This is a genomic window from Pseudomonas sp. GW821-FHT09A09 (genome assembly GCF_059418405.1).
Map to the genome: position 1 here is coordinate 13,302 of NZ_JBWKPU010000054.1, position 18,053 is coordinate 31,354.

An 18,053-nucleotide genomic window follows, 5' to 3' on the forward strand; every position below is an offset into this window, starting at 1 on the left:
CCCCCCCCCCCCCCCCCCCCCCCCCCCCCCCCCCCCCCCCCCCCCCCCCCCCCCCCCACCCCGGCTCCTACAGGGTTTTGCATTGTGCAGGACCTGCGCTTCTGGGCATCCCGATGTCGAGTTCAGACCACTGTTGCTAAGCCCAAGGCCTTAGGGTGGCTCTTTCCATTCCCTGCCCTGGAGACATCATGTCCAAGCCCATCACCGTACTGCGCGACACCCACCCCTTGCCGGTCCTGGACGCCTGCAAATGGGAAAAACTCGAAGGCGACCCGCACACCGTCAACCTCAACGCCTACACCAGCAAAGACGGCAGCAAGATCATGGGCACCTGGATTTGCACCCCGGGCAAGTGGTACGTGGACTACGTGAAGTGGGAATACTGCCACTTCCAGGAAGGCTACTGCATCATCACCCCAGAAGGCCTGGAGCCGATTCACCTGCGGGCTGGGGATATCTTCGTGGTGGAGCCGGGGATGAAGGGGACGTGGGAAGTGGTTGAGACGGTGCGTAAGTATTTTGTGTTTGCTTGAGCCGCAAAAACCCGGGAACCCACCCACGGTGGGTTCCCGGAAACGCCCCTACTTGGGCTTGCGATAGCTGTTGATGATCGCCGAAAAGTCCTTGCCCCCTTCCCCACGCTGGCTCATCGATTGATACAACTGCTGGGCCACAGCGCCGAGAATCACCGGTTGCTTGGCCTGACGCGCAGCTTCGGTGGCCAGGCCCAGGTCCTTGAGCATCAGGTCCGCGCCAAAACCACCGGTATAGCCACGGGACGACGGCGCCGTTTCAATCACGCCGGGCCACGGGTTGTAGGTGTCAGAACTCCAGCAACGCCCGGTCGAGCTGTTGATGATCCCCGCCAGCACCTGGGTGTCGATGCCCAATGCGTCGCCCAAGGCCATGGCTTCGCTGACGCCGACCATGCTGATCCCCAACAGCAGGTTGTTGCAGATCTTCGCGATTTGCCCGGTGCCCACGTCGCCGCAGTGCACGATGTTGCGGCCCATCTGCGCCAGCACCGGTTGCAGGGTCGCGAACAGGTCCGCGGTGGCACCGACCATGAAGGTCAACGTCCCTGCCGCGGCGCCGCCGGTGCCTCCGGAGACGGGGGCGTCGGCCACGGCCACACCTTGCTTGGCCGCCACTGTCGCGACGTCGCGGATGGTCTGCGGGTCGATGGTGCTGCAATCCACCGCCGGCACGCCTTTGCCAATGCCGGCGAGTACGCCGTCTTCATTCAGCCACACGCTGCGCACATGGGCGGCGGCGGGCAGCATGGTGATCACCAGTTCAGCGCCGGTGGCCGCATCACGCGGTGAATCGCTGATGGTGCCGCCCAGTTCGGCCAGTTCCTTGAGCACGGCTTGGTTCAGGTCGAACAGGTTCAGCACGTGGCCGGCCTTGATCAGGTTGCGGGCCATGGGCGCACCCATGTTGCCCAGGCCGATAAATGCAATCTTCATGGTCGTCTCCCGGAGTCAGCGCAGGTTGATGGTGGTGTTGACGCCATCGTTGACCGTGTCGTCGTCGAACCAACGGCTGGTGACGGTCTTGGTCTGGGTGTAGAACTGCACCACTTGTTTGCCGTACGGACCCAGGTCGCCGAGCTTGGAACCACGGGAGCCGGTGAAGCTGAAGAACGGTACCGGCACCGGGATCGGGATGTTGATGCCGACCTGGCCCACGTCGATTTCGCTCTGGAACTTGCGCGCCGCCGCGCCACTCTGGGTGAACAGGCCGGTGCCGTTGCCGAACGGGTTGGCGTTGACCAGGGCGATGGCTTCATCCAAGGTCGCAACCTCGATCACCACCAGCACCGGGCCGAAGATTTCCTGGGTGTAGATCTGCATGTCGGTAGTCACGCCCGAGAACAGGGTCGGGCCGACAAAGTTGCCTTGCTCAAAGCCCGGCACCTTGATGTCGCGGCCGTCCAGCTCCAGCTTGGCGCCTTCTTTCACGCCGCTTTCGATCAGGTCCAGGATGCGTGCCTTGGCGCGCTTGGAGATCACCGGGCCGACATCCGTGCCCGCTTCGCTGCCAGCGTTGACCTTGAGTTTCTGCGCCAATGCTTTCAGGTCCGGCAGCCATTGCTTGGACGCGCCCACCAGCACCACCACCGAAGTGGCCATGCAGCGCTGGCCCGCCGCACCAAAACCGGCGCCGACCAAGGCATTGAGGGTGTGTTCGCGGTTCGCATCCGGCAGCACCACGGCGTGGTTCTTGGCGCCCATCATCGATTGCACGCGCTTGCCGTGTTTGCCGGCCAGGTCGTAGACGTGAGTGCCCACGGCGGTCGAGCCGACGAAGGACACGGCCTTGATGTCTTTGTGAGTGCACAGCACATCCACCACGTCCTTGCCACCGTGCACCACGTTGAGCACGCCAGCCGGCACACCGGCTTCCAGCGCCAGCTCCACCAGCAGCATCGTCGACAACGGGTCCTGCTCGGACGGTTTGAGCACGAAGGTGTTACCGCAGGCGATGGCCATCGGGAACATCCACAGCGGGATCATCGCCGGAAAGTTGAACGGGGTGATGCCGGCGCACACGCCGATCGGTTGGCGCAGGGTGTAGGTGTCGACGCCACCGGCGACGTTCTCAGCGAACTCGCCCATTTGCAGGGTGCCGATGGAGCAGGCGTGCTCCACCACTTCCAGGCCACGGAAAATATCGCCCTCGGCATCGGCAATGGTCTTGCCCTGCTCAGCGCTGAGGACCACGGCGATGCGCTTGGAGTGTTCGCGGATCAAGGCTTGCAGCTTGAGCATGATGCGCATGCGCGCGCCGATCGGCGTCAGCTTCCAGGTCTGGAAGGCGCGATGGGCGGCGTCGATAGCGGCATTGACTTCATCGGCCGTGGCAAAGGGGACTTTGGCCAGCACCTCTTGGGTGGCCGGGTTGACGATGTCGTGCCACTCGGTGGTCTTGGACTCGACCCACTCACCGTTGATCAGCAGCTTGACCTGTTGCACGGAAATATCGGCAGATGCGTTCATGTGGTCTCCAATCTTGTAGTTATGCAGAGACAAGGCGCGTGAATCGCCTTGGAAATGAGGCGTTCGGACTGTTTTTCGAGTATAGATGTGCAAATCTCTAATAAGAACGCACATAAAAGCCGGACCAATATGCAAAAAAACATCACATCCCTGGGCTCCCTGAACTGGGATGACCTGAAGTTTTTCCTCGAAGTGGCCCGCACCCGCAAGGCCAGCGTGGCGGCCAAGCGCCTGGCGGTGGACTACACCACGGTGTCGCGGCGCATCAGCTCACTGGAAGTGTCCCTCGGTACGCTGCTGTTCGAAAAATCCCGGACCAATGGCTTCGTGCTCACCACCGAGGGCCAGCGTTTGCTGGGTTACGCCGAGTCCATCGAAAGCACTTTGCACATGGCCTGCGAGCAAGTCTCCGGGTCGGGCGTGGCGCTGTCCGGGCATGTGCGCATGGGCTGCACCGAAGGGTTCGGCAGCTTCTTCGTCACCCCGCAGTTAAGCCACTTCGTCGACACCTACCCCGCTATCTCGGTGGACATCCTGCCCCTGCCCCACTTCATCAGCCTGTCCAAGCGCGAAGCCGACATCGTCATCGCCCTGGAACGGCCGGAACACGGGCCCTATGTGTGCTGCAAATTGTGTGATTACAAATTGCAGCTGTATGCCACCCAGGAATACCTGGACCAACACCCGCCGATCCGTAAACCGGCGGATTTGGCCGAGCACCCGTTTATCAGCTATGTGGATGACTTGGCGTTCAGCTCAGAGCTGCTGTACCTGGCCAACGTGGTGCCCGGCGCCAGCGCCAGTTTGCGCAGTACCAGCGTAATCGCGCAGTACGTGGCGGCGCAGCAGGGGCGGTCGATGGCGATATTGCCGTGCTTTTTAGCGGCGCAGGATCCACGGTTGTTGCCGGTGCTGGGGGAGCAGATAGCGATTACGCGGCAATTTTGGATGTATTGCCGGGAGGATTTGCGCAAGTTGAAGCGGATAACGTTGTTGTGGGACTACATCAGGGAAGTGACGGAGCAGAACCAGGGGTTGTTGATGGGGGAGACACGGGAGATGCGGTTCGCGGATTAAAACGCAGCCCTACAGGTGAGCGTCACATCGTTCATAGACTTACACCGTACCAGCCCCGGCAATATTCGGATAACGAGCTCGAACGTCGCGCAGGAACTCACCCGCACGCGTCTTGAGCCATTCAATCAGCCGAGCAATATCCGGCTCTGACTGCCGCCCATTTCGACAAATGATGTAGTAGGCCGCAGGGGACATCATCACGGGGCTTTTCAACGCAACCAATGCACCGTTTTCCAATTGGTCATACACCAACGCAGTCCTGCCCAGTGCGATCCCTGTGCCCCTTACCGCCAGACTGATCGCCAGGCTCGAATCCGGAAATCTAGGCCCATGATGATAAGGCGCCGCCGCCAGCCCCTGAAACGCAAACCAGCTTTCCCACCCTGGACACACCTGATCGTCCACCCGATGAATCAGCGGGTATCGCGCGACATCTTCCAACGCGATGTCCCCTTTCAACTGTAGAAATTCCGGCGAGCAAACGGGGAATACCGCGTCACGCATCAGCAGTTCAACATGATGATCCGGGTAATCGCCGTACCCCATCACCACAGCGACATCATATTGATGCGCCTCCAGGCTGGCGCTGTTGATGTCGACGCTGGTCAACACCAGATCAAGGTTGAACGAGGCCTCGGTGTGAGAGCCGTGCATCCTGGGGATCAACCACGTCGAACAGAGGGAAGATGTGCAGGAGAGGTACAGCGGTCGGGGCTTTGAAGGGTTGAGTGAATGCAGCACCCCATCCAGTGCCTTGAAAAATCCATCGATAACCGGCAACAACGCCTGCCCCGCGGACGTCAGCTTGACGCCGCGTGAATGCCGCTCAAACAACTGCACGCCCCACCACTCCTCCAGGCCTGCAATCTGATGGCTGATGGCACTGGCGGTAAGGTTAAGCTCCGACGCCGCACGCGCAAAACTACCGGTTTGCGCAGCGCTGACGAAGGCTTGAAGCATCGGTGTGGGAGGCGGACGCTGGGCCATCAGGTGCTCACTTTGATAGAGATGATCCCGCAAACAATGATGAATGCCGACAGCATCCGTCGCCAACCGAACCGTTCTTTAAAAAGCAGCGCGGCAATAATGGCGCCGATAATAACACTGGTTTCCCGCAGCGCTGAGACCTTGGCCACCGCGTCCAATGACAACGCAAACAATACCAACCCGTAAGACGCCAAGTAAAAAACACCGCCTAACACGCCGACTCGCCAATGCCCGCAGATCGCATTCGCCAACGCTGAACGCTCCCTGGAAAACGCCAGCACCGGGATCGGAATGCTCTGGAACACCGTCAGGTAGATGATGTATTGCAACACCGTCTCACTGGCCCTTACGCCTTTGGCGTCCACCACCGTGTAAGCCGCGATAAACGCTCCGGCACACGTTGCCATCAGGATCGGTTTGAACATCTTCGCCGTCATCCTGCGCACAAAGGTTAGGCTGATGATGCCCACACAAATCAGCAGCACTCCCGCCAGCGCCTGGGGTGACAGCTGCTCATGCAACAGAAAGTAGGAAAACAGCGCGACCAGCACGGGCGGTATCCCACGCATCACCGGGTACACCTGACCGAAATCCCCCGTCTCATAGGCTTTGATCAGAAACAACCGATAGACCGTATTGAGACCCACCGAGACGAGGATGTAGCCCCATACATCGAGGCTCGGCGCGCTCACAAGCGGCAGCGCCAACAGGCATATCACCAGCGCTGTGCCATCCACCATGGCCAAGGTCATGAAGCGACTGTTGCCGGCGCGGACAACAGCGTTCCAGGTGGCGTGCATGAAGGCAGAGATCAAGACCAGCGTGATCGCAATATCGGAGTTGTCCATGGGGCTCGGCTTGTGGCGGGTAGTGGAGGATGAACGCTATGAGCTTCGGGGCAACTCAGAGCGGCCATTTAAATAAGCCGACCTCGTGCGAAAAAGCGAAACCTCGTCAACCTAGCCATCAAGATTCGTCATGGCAGAGACTTCCTACGGAGAAATTACTTCGCAAACGCTGTTTCAAGCACACCGCAAACCAACTGTGGGAGCTGGCTTGCCTGCGATGGCAGTGTGTCGGTCAGTACATCCAGTACTGAGACACCGCTATCGCAGGCAAGCCAGCTCCCACAGTTGATTGGGTTTCACATTGAGATTAGCGGGGCGGGTTCAGTCCGCAATCACCACAATCGACACTCGCCGATTTTCGGTGCGGCCCGCTGCCGTGGTGTTCGGCGCCACCGGCTCGCTGCTGCCCAGGCCGCGCAGTTGGATGTTTTCTTCTTTCATTCCGACACCTTGCAGCACCGTGGCCACGCTTTTGGCGCGGCGCAGGGACAGTTGCTGGTTGTAGGTTTCCTTACCTGAGGCGTCGGTGTGGCCGTCGACGCGCACGCGTTCGATACCGACGCCCAGCAGGGCCTTGCCGATGCGTTGAACGATGTCGGTACTGGGCTGGTTGAGGGTTTCAACGTCACTGCCGAACAGCACTTTGCCGGACAGGCCGAATGCCCAGCCTTCGTCAGTAAGTTCGAAACCTTGCTGCTTGAGCACAGCGACCTGGGCCGGGGTCAGGCCTTTTTGGGGGGCTGTCTGGCAGCCACCGAGGGCAAGGAACGCCACCAGCAAGGTGATAAACATGAATCGCGTGGTCGAGAACAAGGGATCAACTCCTGTGTTGAACGTTGACGACGGGGCTCTCCGACTCCGCCGTTTGCTGGCCACCGGACGATAAACGCTTGGCCTGGTACATCGCCGCGTCGGCGGCATTGAGCAGAGTGCCGGGCGTGGCACCATGATCGGGGTAGATCGCAATGCCGATACTGAGTGAGGTCAACACCTGGGTGTTGCCGGGCACCGGGATCGGCAGGTCCATGCTGGCAATGATTTTGTCGGCGATGCGCTGGGCGTCTTCCACGTTGTGCAAGGGCGCGAGCAGGATGGCGAACTCATCACCGCCCAGGCGCGCCACCAGGTCATCTTCGCGCAGTTGAGCCCGCACGCGGTCGGCGACGGCCACCAGCACCGCATCGCCAGCGGCGTGGCCAAAGCTGTCGTTGATTTCTTTGAAACGGTCGCTGTCGAGATACAACACCGCCACCCGCTCCTTGGCCTTGGCCGCGCTGCGCAGGGCACGGATCAAGCGCCCTTCGAAGAAGGCGCGGTTGGGCAGGCCGGTGAGGCTGTCATGGTTAGCCTGGTGGGCGAGGGATTCGTTTTCACTTTGCAGGTGGCTTTGCCAGGCTTCCATCTCGCCGAGCAACGCGTTGAAGTCGCTGCCCAGGCTATCGAGTTCGGCGATTTGCGCAGGGGGCACGCGGCGGTCGAAATCGCGCTCGCTGCGCGCGGCGTGAGCCACGGAGGCGAGGCGCTGCAGAGGGCCGGTGATGCCACGCAACAGGCGCCGCGCCAGGTGCAAGGCGACCCACGCGCTGAGGGCCGTACAGATCAGGATCCCGGCCAGGCCGCTGAGCAAGAAGCGCAGCAAGCTGCCGCCATGGCCGGTCAGGTGAATGCTGCCGATGGTTCGCCCCTGGTGAAGGATCGGTTGATTGATGGGCTGTTCGAGCAAGGTATGGGCCAACGCCAGTTCGACGCGCGACAGCATGCCGGTTTCCGGGCGAGTCCATTGCGCGAGCACCTTGCCATTCACGTCCTGCACCTCGGCCTCGGCGACCTCTTCGGTGGACGCAATCAGGCTCAGGGCCTCAGTGGCCGCGGCGCTGTCATTGAACACCACCGCCGCCTCCACGGTGTAGTTGATGGAGCGCGCGATCAAGTGCAGGTTGTGCTCGGCGTACACCCGCAGCGCCAGCACGCCGAGCAGGGTCAGGGAGACACTCGCCAGCGTCACCGCCACCAGCGCCAGGATCAAATGCCCTCGGCCGATGACGGAGCGCAGGGTTGGCCGCGCTTTTTCAAGGCTCATGGCGCAGGCGCTCGCCGGCGAGACAACTGCAGCACGCTGGGGTGAATACGCACGCCGCTGCGGGCGACCGAGTCGAGATTGACCTCGAACGACACCTGGTCATCCGCCACGCGCAGGCAGAACAGGCTGCCCACGGTGCATTGATCGCCGCCTTCGCTGATGCTGAGCACCGGGTGGCCGATCAACGAGGCAAACAGGCGACCGCGTTCGTCGGCGGTGAGCTTGCCGATGTACACCGCGTCACAGGCGTTGACGATATCGGGATGATCCGCCAGCAGGCGTTGCACCACCACCGGTCGGCCGGTGGCCTGGGTGGTGCCTTTGACCAGGTCGTCGGTGTATTGGGTCGGCCCGATGATGCACAGGCGCAATTGCGCAGGCTCCACTGGCCAACGGGCATAACTGAGGATGCCGAGTACCACTTGGGTGACCGCCTGGGCACGCTGGTCAGCCAGGCTGGCCGGGGCAAGCGACTGGGCAAATGCCCGGGGCGCGAGCAGGCACAGAACCGCCACCAGTAACATGCGTCTCCAGCTCAAACTGCGCTCTGCGGGCGAGACAGCCACGTTCATGCAGCGATTCTCTCAGGTGTTTTCAGGGTGATGCCGCAACGATAGCACAGCGGCGGAAAACCCCGCGAAGAGTAGGTCTTCGCGGGGCGCGCTATTTTTTCAGAAAAATCAGACGACTGAATCAGAAATATTGCGTGACCTGTCAGTCAATTTTTTCAGCGGCATGATCCAGCTCCAGCATCAGCCCGCTCAAACGCTTGACCTTGCGTCGCACTGCCTCCTCGAACACGCCGCCACGGGGCTCGATCAGGCTGAACCAACGCTTGGCCCGGGTGATGCCGGTGTAGATCAGCTCTTTGGTGAGCACCGGGTTCAGCGCGTCCGGCAGGATCAGGGCGGTGTGGGTGAACTCCGAGCCCTGGGACTTGTGCACGGTCATGGCGTACACGGTTTCCACATCGTTGAGCCGGCTGGGCAATACAAAGCGCACACCGCCCTGGCCATCGTTGCGCGGGAAGGCCACACGCAGTACCTGGGGGCCGCCGTCGCTTTCGGGTAATTTCAGGGCAATGCCGATGTCACCGTTCATCAGGCCCAGGCCGTAGTCGTTGCGGGTCATCAGTACCGGGCGGCCTTCGTACCATTGATCATCGCCTTCGATCAGCCGCACTTTGCGCAGGGCCGCCGTGATACGCAGGTTGAGACCTTCGACACCCCACGGCCCCTTACGCACGGCACAGAGCAATTGGAAGGCATCGAACGCTTGCAGCAACTGTTGCGCCCAGTGGGTCCACGCCGCGTCTTCGCGCGGTGTATCAAGAGGCGGTCGGGCGCTTTGCAGCAGGTTGAGGTAGTAGCGATAACCCTGGGCGCCGTCGCCCTGCCCGTCCAGCACCAGGCGCTCCAATGCGTGGTCGTGCTCGCCTTTGAGGCTGACGCAGAACAGATCGGCGTGACTGCGGGCCGCCAGGAGCTTGCGGGCTTCTTCGGCATTTTGCTGGTTGACCCAACGCGCCAGTTGCCCGATGCCGCTGCCTTCACCGAATCGCCGTGAATAACGCAGCATCACAACCTGCTGCGCCAGCGGGTGACTGCCGTCGAGGTCTTCTTGCAGGCCACTGGCGCTGAGGTCTTCGCCGCTGACCGCTTGCAGCCAATGCCGCGTGTGAGGGCTGTACCAGCCAGCCTCGGCATCGCGGCACAGATCGCCGAGTACCGCGCCCGCCTCGACCGAGGCGAGTTGGTCCTTGTCGCCCAGCAATACCAGGCGTGCATGAGGCGGCAAGGCATCGAGCAGGTTGGCCATCATTTCCAGGTCGATCATCGAGGCCTCATCCACTACCAGCACATCCAGGGGCAGCGGGTTGCCGATGTGATGACGGAAGTGCCGCGTGCCCGGGCGGCTGCCCAGCAAGCGGTGAACGGTGGTGACCTGGGTCGGGATTTTTTCCTTCACGTTGTCCGGCACTTTCAGCGACAGCACCTGCTGGCTGATGGACTCGGTGAGGCGTGCCGCGGCTTTACCGGTGGGGGCGGCCAGACGGATGCGCAGCGGGTTGCCGGTTTCCACGGCTGGGGCCTGCAACAGCGCGAGCAGGCGGACCACGGTGGTGGTCTTGCCGGTGCCGGGGCCGCCGGTGACGATGCTGAAGGCACCGCGAGTGGCCAGGGCGCAGGCCAGTTTCTGCCAGTCGATCACACCGTCCGGCGGGGGCTGGCCGAACAGGCCATTGAGGCGCTGGGGCAAGTCGGCGCTGACGGTTTCCTGTGTCGCCAGGCGCACGCGCAGGGCCGTGTCGATGCGCCGCTCGTAAGTCCAGTAGCGGCGCAGGTACAGGCGTTTGCCCGACAGGACCAAGGGCCGGCTTTGGGCGGCTTCGCTGCCATCGACGGCCAGGGCGACCAAGTGGCTGGCAGCCAGCGCATGGCACCAGTGGGCACCGTCCAACCCGTCCAGCAGTTGCGACGGCAACAGCATGGCGCCGGTTTGCAGGTCGCCTTCGGGCGGCAGGGACAGGGCAAAGTCGGGGGCCTTGAGGGTTTCGAACAGGTCTAGGCAGACGTGACCGTGGCCTAACTGGTGGCTGGTCAAGGCCGCTGCCAGCAGCACCAACGGGTCGGCCTGTGGGTCGAGTTCGTGCAGGAAGCCGACGAACGCTTTGTCCAAGGCACGCAGCCAGCCGCGGTCAACCCAACGTTCCAGCAACTGCACCAGGTCGGCAGCGCGGCTGAGGGGCTCGAGCGCTTCAAGCGGTAGCGGAGACAGGCTCATAGCAGCACTCCTTGTTCCCAGGCGGGCTCGGCCTTCGGCGGGATGGATTTGCCCTGGAACATCAGGTCCAGACCTTCGATCAACGCCCGTGGTGGCCGGGTGAAATACGCGCCTTGGCTGGCGGACTGGGTGCCGCGCAGGAACACATACAGCGCGCCGCCTACGTGGCGGTCGTAGTCGTAGTCTGGCAGGCGCGCCTTCAGTTGTCGGTGCAGGGCCAGCAGGTAAAGTACGTATTGCAGGTCGTACCGATGGTCGAGGATCGACTGCTCCATGGCGTCATGGGTGTAGGCCGAATCGTCAGGGCCGAGCCAGTTGGATTTGTAATCGGCCACGTAGTAGCGGCCGTCGTGTTCGAAGGTCAGGTCGATAAACCCCTTGAACATGCCATTGAGCAACACCGGCTCGGCGGCAACACGAGAGACGCCCCCGTGGGTGTGCTGGCACACCAGTTTGTCGAGGGCGAGCACGTCGACTTTGTGGCTGGCGAACCAGAACTCCATTTCGATCTGGTACTGCGTGAGGCCGCTGAGGGTGATGTGGCCGTTATCCACCGGCAGCGGTGTTTGCAGCAGTTGGCCCAGCCAACCGCTCAAGGTCACGATCCAGCCTTCCCAGTTGCGGCGGTTGCAGCGGGCACCCACGGCTTTTTCGATGTCTGCTGGGGTGACGTTGAAGCCCTCTTCTCCCGCCCATTCCAACAGGCCGTGGAGGAACGTGCCTGGGTTCGGCCCTCGTGGGAAACGGTGAATGTCGCCGCCAGACGCCGCCACTTCGCGCGGTGCGTCGGGGTCCAGACGCTCGTCATCGAACAGCTTCTGGGCCTGAGGGCTTTCCGGCGCTTCGAGGCTGGCGGCGCTCATGCTGTCGCCAATACGCAGGGCACTGTAGGACGCGATCCACCAGTTCTCTGCCGCCTTGCGCTTGGGCAGCAAAGGTGCAAGCAAGGCGGCTTCATTTTTGGGCGGGTGGAACACGATGCTGGTGACTTCGGGCACCGGGCCATAGTGGATTGCCTGGCAGCCTTCCTGGAGATCCAGCAACCAACGTGCAAGGCCAGCGGACTCGCCCAGCGAGGCTCCCGCACCCAGTAGATAACCGAGTGCCGAAAGGTGCAGCACGGAACTGCTGTTATTACCGCGCTTGAGGTCGGCAATGCCGAGCCAGCACGCATGTTTGGCGCGGGTCAGCGCGACGTAGAACAAGCGCAGGTCTTCGGCGAGGCGCTCGTCATCGGCTTGGGCGATCAGCTCGTTGGTAGGGCGCAGGCTGACGTGGGATTTACCGTGTTCATCATGGTAGTGAAGCGGCAAACGGCTGCCATCGACCGGCTTGGCCGAACAGATGAAGGGCAGGAAAACCAGGTCATATTCCAGTCCCTTGGACTTGTGGATGGTCACCACCTTGACCAGTTGCTCATCACTTTCCAGGCGCAGGATCTGTTCTTCTCCGGCCTGCCCGGAGAGTGCCAGGTGCTCGGCCAGGTGACGGATCAACGCTTGTTCGCCGTCCAGTTCCGATGCGGCTTGCTGCAACAGTTCACTGAGGTGCAACAGGTTGGTCAGCACGCGTTCGCCGTCACTGCGGGCGATCAGAGTTTGTGGCAGTTGGAAGTCATGGAGCAGGCGCCGCAACATTGGCAGCACCCCTTGGGTGCGCCAGATCGCACGGTAACCTCGGAACTGCATGACGCGGGTTTCCCACGCCAGTTCGTCTTGATTCAGACGCTCCAGTTCCGGCAACGAAAGGTTCAGGGTGACGCAGGCCAACGCGGCACGCAGGGGGCGCTCGACATCCGGCTCGGCGCAGGCCTTGAGCCACGCAAGCAGGTCATGGGCTTCCTGGGCAGCAAAGACGGAGTCTTTATCCGACAAGTAAACGCTGCGCACGCCCCGGGCGGCCAACTCGGCCCGCACCGCCTGGGCCTCCTTGCCATCACGCACAAGGATGGCGATATCCGACGGAAGCACGCCCTTGAAGCTCGCGTCCGGCATTAGGAAACCCGCCGTACCTTGCTGCCCGCCATTGAGCAACTCGACAATTTGCGTGGCACAGGCCGCTGCCAGTTGCTGGCGATAGACCACGTTGGATACCGGCTGGTCGGTGGGCAAGTGCCAGAGGTTCAGGGCGGGTAGCGTTTGCCCGTCGACTTGAAGCTGTTCCTTGCGGCCTTGGGACAGCACCGACTGGAACGGCACCGGGTTTTCGCCATCCGGCTGACGGAACAGGAAAGCGCCACGGCCGGTTTCCGCACGTTGGAACACATGGTTGACCGCCTCGACCATCGCATGGCTGGAGCGGAAGTTGGTGCCCAAGGTGTGGTGGCGACCGGTGGTGGACTGGCGCGCGCGCAGGTAGGTGTAGATGTCGGCGCCACGGAAGGCGTAGATCGCCTGCTTGGGGTCGCCGATCAGGAACAGGCCGCTGTCGAGATGGTTTTCTTCGATGCGGTAGATGCTGTCGAAGATGCTGTATTGCACCGGGTCGGTGTCCTGGAACTCGTCGATCAGCGCCACCGGGAATTGCTCGCGAATCACGCTGGCCAGGCGCTCGCCGCCGTCGGCTTGCAGGGCGGCATTCAGGCGGATGAGCATGTCGTCGAAGCCCATTTCGGCACGACGGCGTTTTTCGTCCTCAAAGCGTTTGCCGACCCAACCGGCAGCGTGTTGCAACACGGCAGCGTCGGGGCTTGGCAACGCATCGAGGGCAGCCTTGAGACCGGCCATGGCGTCGATGCCGGGGTGATGCGGCGGCTCACCCTTCCAGGCTTCGGCCATGCCGTCAGGCGTGAGGCGGGTGAAACCGGTGCCGATGTCCAGTTGCTCCAGGGTTTCGTCAGCGGCCCAGGCGCTGATCTTTTCAAACCAGGGCTCGAAGTAGCGGCCTTGCATCTTGCGGCCGTCGACGGCTTTGGCGGCCACGGCTTGCAGGCAGATGTCGCGCAACTCGGCGGCCCATTGCTGCCAGGGCGCCTTGAGTTGTACCAGCGCCTCACGGCGCTCCTGCAGGCATGCGTTGATCAGTTCGGCGGGGTCGCGGGTTTCGTCGGTGGGCCGTTCGCTGCCAAACAGCGCACGCACTCGCGGCATCAATGCGGCAGGGCCGCCCCAGTTATTGCGCACCCAGTTGAGCGCGTCGTCGTGCATGGGGTAGCAGAACAGTCGCCAGTAGTCGCGCAGGACTTCGCCGAGCAGGTCGCTGTGGTCGGTTTCCAGGGTCTGGGTGAACAGGCTGCCGCTGTCGAAGGCGTGTTCGCGCAGCATGCGCTGGCACCAACTGTGGATCGTGGAGACAGCGGCTTCGTCCATCCATTGGGCTGCGATGTCCAATCGGTTAGCGCAGGCGGGCCATTGTTCCGGTAGGTATCGATCGCGCAAGTCGGCGATCAAGGTGTCCGGCTGCGGGATTTCGTCACGGAAGAAGCGCGCGGCCTCGGACAGTCGGATGCGGATGCGCTCACGCAATTCCTTGGTGGCCGCATCAGTGAAGGTCACCACCAGGATTTGCGGTGGCAGCAGTTCGCGGCCAAAGCCGGACTCATCACCACCGTGCCCGAGGACCAGGCGCAGGTACAGGGCGGAGATGGTGAAGGTTTTGCCGGTGCCCGCGCTGGCTTCGATCAGCTGGCTGCCTTTTAGCGGGAAGGCCAGGGCCAAGGGTTTGCTGCTCATGCGCTGGCCTCCTCGCCTGTCAGTGATCGCCACGGAGCGTTGAGCAGGGGGCGATAGAGGGTTTCGCACCAACCTTCAAACTCTTCACTCGCCATTAGGGTGGCGAAGTCGGGGAACTGTCGCGTGAGCGCTGGGGTTTCACGGCGTTCGCCATCGGTTGTGAGCCCGTCGCCCTCGTAGGCTTTACTCGCTGCTGCCAGGGCTTTTACAGGATCGGTTTGGCCGAGCCAGGCGAAGGCGGTTTTAACGGCGACAGGCAGCGGTTTGCTCATACCGGTATGCCAGGCCAGCAGCAGGTGGCCGAGGATTTCCTGGGCGGCAGGTTTATCCAGAGGTGAGAGCAGCAAGGTGTCATCGCTGGCCACCAAGCCGGTACTCAACGGCAGCCCGCAGGCGCAGGCAACCACGTGATTGACCCAGGGACGGATCAGGCGATGCCACTTGCGTGATTTGATCGAGCCGATGCTGTTGGGGATGGTGGTGACACTCAGCAAGCCACCATCACTGCGCCGGTGCAGGCCACTGATCCAGCCGTCAAGTTGAATGCCTTGATACTCAAAACTGATCGGTTCCGCGCCCGTGTGAAGCGTCGGCCAGAGGGCAAGTAATTGTTGGTAGCGTTGCAACAGGTCAGGCAACGGCTCGATCAGTTCGTTACGCAAGCATTCGCCAAAGCCGACCATGGGCAACAGGCCGCTGCCTTGCAAGCGCAGGGCCTGGGCATTTAGGGCTTGGTCGAGATGGTCGGGCTGCGTCAGTGCGGCACTCAGCAGGCTGTCGCTGAGGCTGTAGCGTTGCAGCGCATCGAGTACGAAAGGTTCTTCGTCGGCCAGCGGCACTTCAGCGGCCTCAAAGAAAACTTTCAGACGCTGGCTGAAGAAGTGTTTGACCGGGTTGCGCAGGAAGTCCTGCAACTGGCCGAGGGTCAGGGGTTCTTCCTGCTCGTGTTGTGTGAGTTCCTCTTCCTCAAGCCTGGTAGCCGGTGCTTCGTGGAGCAACTGCCATTCACGGGCATAGCTGAACAGTGGATCGCCTTCATAGAAATAGCGCGCGCTGAAGGGCTGGAGTGGGTGTTCCTGGGTCATGGCGTCCAGGAGGAGCACTTCTGTATTTGCGTTGTGCCAGCCACTGGCGAGATGGTCACGCAATTGGCCGATCAGCACGGAGGCTGGGCGATCACTGTTATCGCGGATGCTGCGGCCTACCCAGCTTATGTACAACTGGTCTCGGGCTGACAGCAGGGCTTCAAGCAGCAGGTAGCGGTCGTCTTCACGGCGTGAACGGTCACCAGGGCGATAGTCGCTGCCCATGAGGTCGAAGTCCAAGGGTGGCTGGGCGCGCGGGTAGTCGCCGTCGTTCATGCCGAGCAGGCATACGAGCTTGAACGGAATCGCACGCATGGGCATCAAGGTGCAAAAATTGACAGCCCCGGCGAGGAAACGTTGGGACAGGCGACCTTGATCCAGTCCGGCCAGCCAGGCTTCGCGGACGACGGTGAGCGGTAACTCATCCTGCAAGCCGACGGACTCACAGGTTTCCAGCCAGGTCTCGCGCAGTTGCTCGAGTTGGCCTAGCAGGTAGTCGTCGTGTTCACTGCTCGGCAGGAAGAACAGTTGCATCAAGCGCTGCAGTCGCTCGCCCCATTGTTGAGGGGCGGCTGATTGGGACAGGGCGTGGTGCGCTTCATTCAATGCATCGAGCAGGGCGACCAAGGGGCCGATAAGAGCAGCGTCAAGGCCACCGATTTCGTCGTAGGGTTCGATACCGTTGCACGCCGCGCCGGTGCCGACCGCGTAGCCCAACAACATACGGCGCAGGCCGAACCGCCAACTGTTTTGCTCCAGCTCATCCGGCAAGCCGAGACCGGCGCGTTGTTCGGCATTGAGCCCCCAGCGGATACCGGCACCTTCGATCCAGCGATGCAGCGTGGGCAGGTCGCGCTCCTTGATCGCGAAGCGCTCGCGCAGGGCGGGCACGTCAAGCAAGTCGAGAATTTCGCTGACGGGGAAGCGGCTATCGGGGAGCTTGAGCAGGTGTTCGACGGCGATCAGCAGAGGATCGCGGCCGCGCTGGCCTTGGTCGGTGAGGGTGAAGGGGATGAAGCGTGGATCGCTTCTTTCCAGTTGACCGAACACTGCACGGATATGCGGCGCGTAGCTGTCGACGTCGGGGACCATGACGATGATGTCCCGGGGGCGCAGCGTGGGGTCGGCGCTGAAGCGCTGGAGGAGTTGGTCGTGAAGGATTTCCACTTCGCGCTGGGCGCTGTGGGCAATGTGGAAGCGGATTGAGGTGTCGTGTTCCAGGTCCACGGCAGGCCATAGCTCGCGGGTTTCGTTGAGCGGGCGCAGTTCGAGGATGTCGTCCTGGAGCTGGTTGAGCAGCGTGGTGGGCTGACTGTCGCTGAACAGGTCGATGCGCCCGTCGCGGAAGGCGGCGCGGTAGCTGTTGGGGTCGTCGTAGCTGTCCAGCAGGCTGATGTAGTCGCGGCCTTGCTTGCCCCAGGCAGCCAGCAGCGGATGGGCGTGCTGGTGCAGGGTTTGTGGGTCGATGGTGACCGGCATGCCGGCTTTGCGGGCTTGGCGTTTGTATTCGTTACGCAGCAGATCTTTGTCGGCGACGATGTCGGACCAATGGTGGCGACAAGGGTTGTGCACGCACAATAAGACTTGGCTGAAGCGTGCCAGGCCGGCGAGTGCTTCCAGTGCTTGCGCGGGCAAAGAGGAGATGCCGAACACAATCACCCGAGATGGCAGACCTGCCGGAGCGTTTTCAAGGCTATTAATGCGCTCGATAAAACGCTGGTGAACACCGGCGCGGCTTTCAGCCATGCCCTCCTCACCGACGTCCAACAAGAGTGCGCGCCAAAGCTCGGCTTGCCAGCAGTTTGCAGGGTTGAGTGGCTTGGGTTCGCCTCTAGCGCTGCGCAATTGGTGGCGGCCGGCTGCCCAGTCCTCTAGCCAGTCGGCACGGTAGACTTGGTATTGGTCGAACAGGTCCGCCAGACGCTCGGCGAGTTGGTAGCGTTTGCGCAGGTCGGTGTCATGGGTGAGAAAGCGCTGCAACGGTTCGAAGTGCGGTTGATTGATGAGCTCCGGAAGCAGGCGCATGAGGCGCCAGGTCAGCGGGGCTTTATCGAGCAGAGACTTGGGCGGGATTTCATCTTTGCCCAAGACCATGCGATAGAGCTGCCACATGAAACTGCCGGGCAGTTGCACGTCGATTGCTGCTGCGATGCCACAGCCGCCCATGTCGTCTTCTTCCGGGTCTTCAGCCAGGGCCAGCTTGAGCCATTGGGCGATGCCATTGCTTTGTACCAGAGCGATTTCGTTTTCCAGAGGCGCCAGGGGATAGCGGCGCATCCAACTGACCACCAGGCTGCGCAGTTCGTCCAGGCGGTTGCCGTGAACCACCATGAATCCAGCGCTGAGGGACGTCGCATCCGGCATAACGGCTTCCTTGGGAAAAGCAAAATCGAGGGTGCGACTTTAGCACTGTGAGGCGTTGTTGGCGGAGTCGGGATGTTAGCTGGCTTTTCGACCGCCCAAAACAAAACCCCATCTGCTTTCGCAAATGGGGTTTCGGAATTTAATCTTGACGATGA

12 protein-coding genes are annotated in these 18,053 nt (G+C 62.0%); 2 read left to right on the top strand and 10 right to left on the bottom strand.

The features are described 5' to 3' along the window. The first annotated feature begins 188 nt into the window (after positions 1-188). Complete coding sequence (locus tag AC07OV_RS28860) at positions 189-533, top strand: cupin domain-containing protein (RefSeq protein WP_495093502.1); 345 nt, start codon at positions 189-191, stop codon at positions 531-533. Between the two features lie 48 nt (positions 534-581). Here AC07OV_RS28860 and mmsB read toward each other — a convergent pair whose 3' ends face one another. After that, positions 582-1,469, bottom strand: a complete 888-nt coding sequence (gene mmsB / locus AC07OV_RS28865) for a 3-hydroxyisobutyrate dehydrogenase (protein ID WP_494999107.1) — start codon at positions 1,467-1,469, stop codon at positions 582-584. A 15-nt stretch (positions 1,470-1,484) separates the two neighbouring features. Further along, positions 1,485-3,002: a CoA-acylating methylmalonate-semialdehyde dehydrogenase gene (locus AC07OV_RS28870; RefSeq protein ID WP_495093503.1), complete on the bottom strand. Its 1,518-nt coding sequence runs from the start codon at positions 3,000-3,002 to the stop codon at positions 1,485-1,487. A 129-nt stretch (positions 3,003-3,131) separates the two neighbouring features. Here AC07OV_RS28870 and AC07OV_RS28875 point away from each other — a divergent pair, with 129 nt between their 5' ends. Then, positions 3,132-4,079, top strand: coding sequence for a LysR family transcriptional regulator (locus tag AC07OV_RS28875; protein ID WP_177007781.1), 948 nt, complete (start codon positions 3,132-3,134; stop codon positions 4,077-4,079). Positions 4,080-4,118: 39 nt separating this feature from the next. Here the strand turns inward: AC07OV_RS28875 and AC07OV_RS28880 are convergent, their stop codons facing one another. The 8 genes from AC07OV_RS28880 to recC form a co-directional block, all read right to left on the bottom strand. Continuing rightward, the gene (locus AC07OV_RS28880; protein ID WP_494999106.1) at positions 4,119-5,066 is read right to left on the bottom strand and encodes a LysR substrate-binding domain-containing protein; all 948 of its coding nucleotides are present in this window, start codon (positions 5,064-5,066) and stop codon (positions 4,119-4,121) included. Beyond that, positions 5,066-5,914: an EamA family transporter gene (locus AC07OV_RS28885; protein WP_495093504.1), complete on the bottom strand. Its 849-nt coding sequence runs from the start codon at positions 5,912-5,914 to the stop codon at positions 5,066-5,068. The genes AC07OV_RS28880 and AC07OV_RS28885 overlap by 1 nt, the downstream gene beginning before the upstream one ends. A gap of 321 nt (positions 5,915-6,235) precedes the next feature. Beyond that, positions 6,236-6,727, bottom strand: coding sequence for an outer membrane lipoprotein YfiB (gene yfiB, locus AC07OV_RS28890; RefSeq protein WP_176996914.1), 492 nt, complete (start codon positions 6,725-6,727; stop codon positions 6,236-6,238). 4 nt (positions 6,728-6,731) lie between these two features. Continuing rightward, positions 6,732-7,994: a diguanylate cyclase DgcN/YfiN gene (dgcN, locus tag AC07OV_RS28895; protein ID WP_494999104.1), complete on the bottom strand. Its 1,263-nt coding sequence runs from the start codon at positions 7,992-7,994 to the stop codon at positions 6,732-6,734. Next, positions 7,991-8,566 (bottom strand): regulatory sequestration protein YfiR, encoded by a 576-nt coding sequence (gene yfiR / locus AC07OV_RS28900; protein ID WP_176996912.1) that lies wholly within the window; start codon positions 8,564-8,566, stop codon positions 7,991-7,993. The genes dgcN and yfiR overlap by 4 nt, the downstream gene beginning before the upstream one ends. A 142-nt stretch (positions 8,567-8,708) precedes the next feature. Next, positions 8,709-10,778 (bottom strand): exodeoxyribonuclease V subunit alpha, encoded by a 2,070-nt coding sequence (gene recD / locus AC07OV_RS28905; protein ID WP_494999103.1) that lies wholly within the window; start codon positions 10,776-10,778, stop codon positions 8,709-8,711. Further along, the gene (recB, locus tag AC07OV_RS28910) at positions 10,775-14,449 is read right to left on the bottom strand and encodes an exodeoxyribonuclease V subunit beta (RefSeq protein ID WP_495093505.1); all 3,675 of its coding nucleotides are present in this window, start codon (positions 14,447-14,449) and stop codon (positions 10,775-10,777) included. The genes recD and recB overlap by 4 nt, the downstream gene beginning before the upstream one ends. Next, positions 14,446-17,898, bottom strand: coding sequence for an exodeoxyribonuclease V subunit gamma (recC, locus tag AC07OV_RS28915; RefSeq protein ID WP_495093506.1), 3,453 nt, complete (start codon positions 17,896-17,898; stop codon positions 14,446-14,448). The genes recB and recC overlap by 4 nt, the downstream gene beginning before the upstream one ends. Positions 17,899-18,053 lie beyond the last annotated feature (155 nt).

Bases quoted from the DNA above. Each gene is read 5' to 3' on its own strand.
- AC07OV_RS28860 (WP_495093502.1), top strand. From the start codon at position 189: ATGTCCAAGCCCATCACCGTACTGCGCGACACCCACCCCTTGCCGGTC.
- mmsB (WP_494999107.1), bottom strand. From the start codon at position 1,469: ATGAAGATTGCATTTATCGGCCTGGGCAACATGGGTGCGCCCATGGCC.
- recB (WP_495093505.1), bottom strand. From the start codon at position 14,449: ATGAGCAGCAAACCCTTGGCCCTGGCCTTCCCGCTAAAAGGCAGCCAG.
- AC07OV_RS28875 (WP_177007781.1), top strand. From the start codon at position 3,132: ATGCAAAAAAACATCACATCCCTGGGCTCCCTGAACTGGGATGACCTG.
- recD (WP_494999103.1), bottom strand. From the start codon at position 10,778: ATGAGCCTGTCTCCGCTACCGCTTGAAGCGCTCGAGCCCCTCAGCCGC.
- dgcN (WP_494999104.1), bottom strand. From the start codon at position 7,994: ATGAGCCTTGAAAAAGCGCGGCCAACCCTGCGCTCCGTCATCGGCCGA.
- AC07OV_RS28880 (WP_494999106.1), bottom strand. From the start codon at position 5,066: ATGGCCCAGCGTCCGCCTCCCACACCGATGCTTCAAGCCTTCGTCAGC.
- yfiR (WP_176996912.1), bottom strand. From the start codon at position 8,566: ATGAACGTGGCTGTCTCGCCCGCAGAGCGCAGTTTGAGCTGGAGACGC.
- recC (WP_495093506.1), bottom strand. From the start codon at position 17,898: ATGCCGGATGCGACGTCCCTCAGCGCTGGATTCATGGTGGTTCACGGC.
- AC07OV_RS28870 (WP_495093503.1), bottom strand. From the start codon at position 3,002: ATGAACGCATCTGCCGATATTTCCGTGCAACAGGTCAAGCTGCTGATC.
- AC07OV_RS28885 (WP_495093504.1), bottom strand. From the start codon at position 5,914: ATGGACAACTCCGATATTGCGATCACGCTGGTCTTGATCTCTGCCTTC.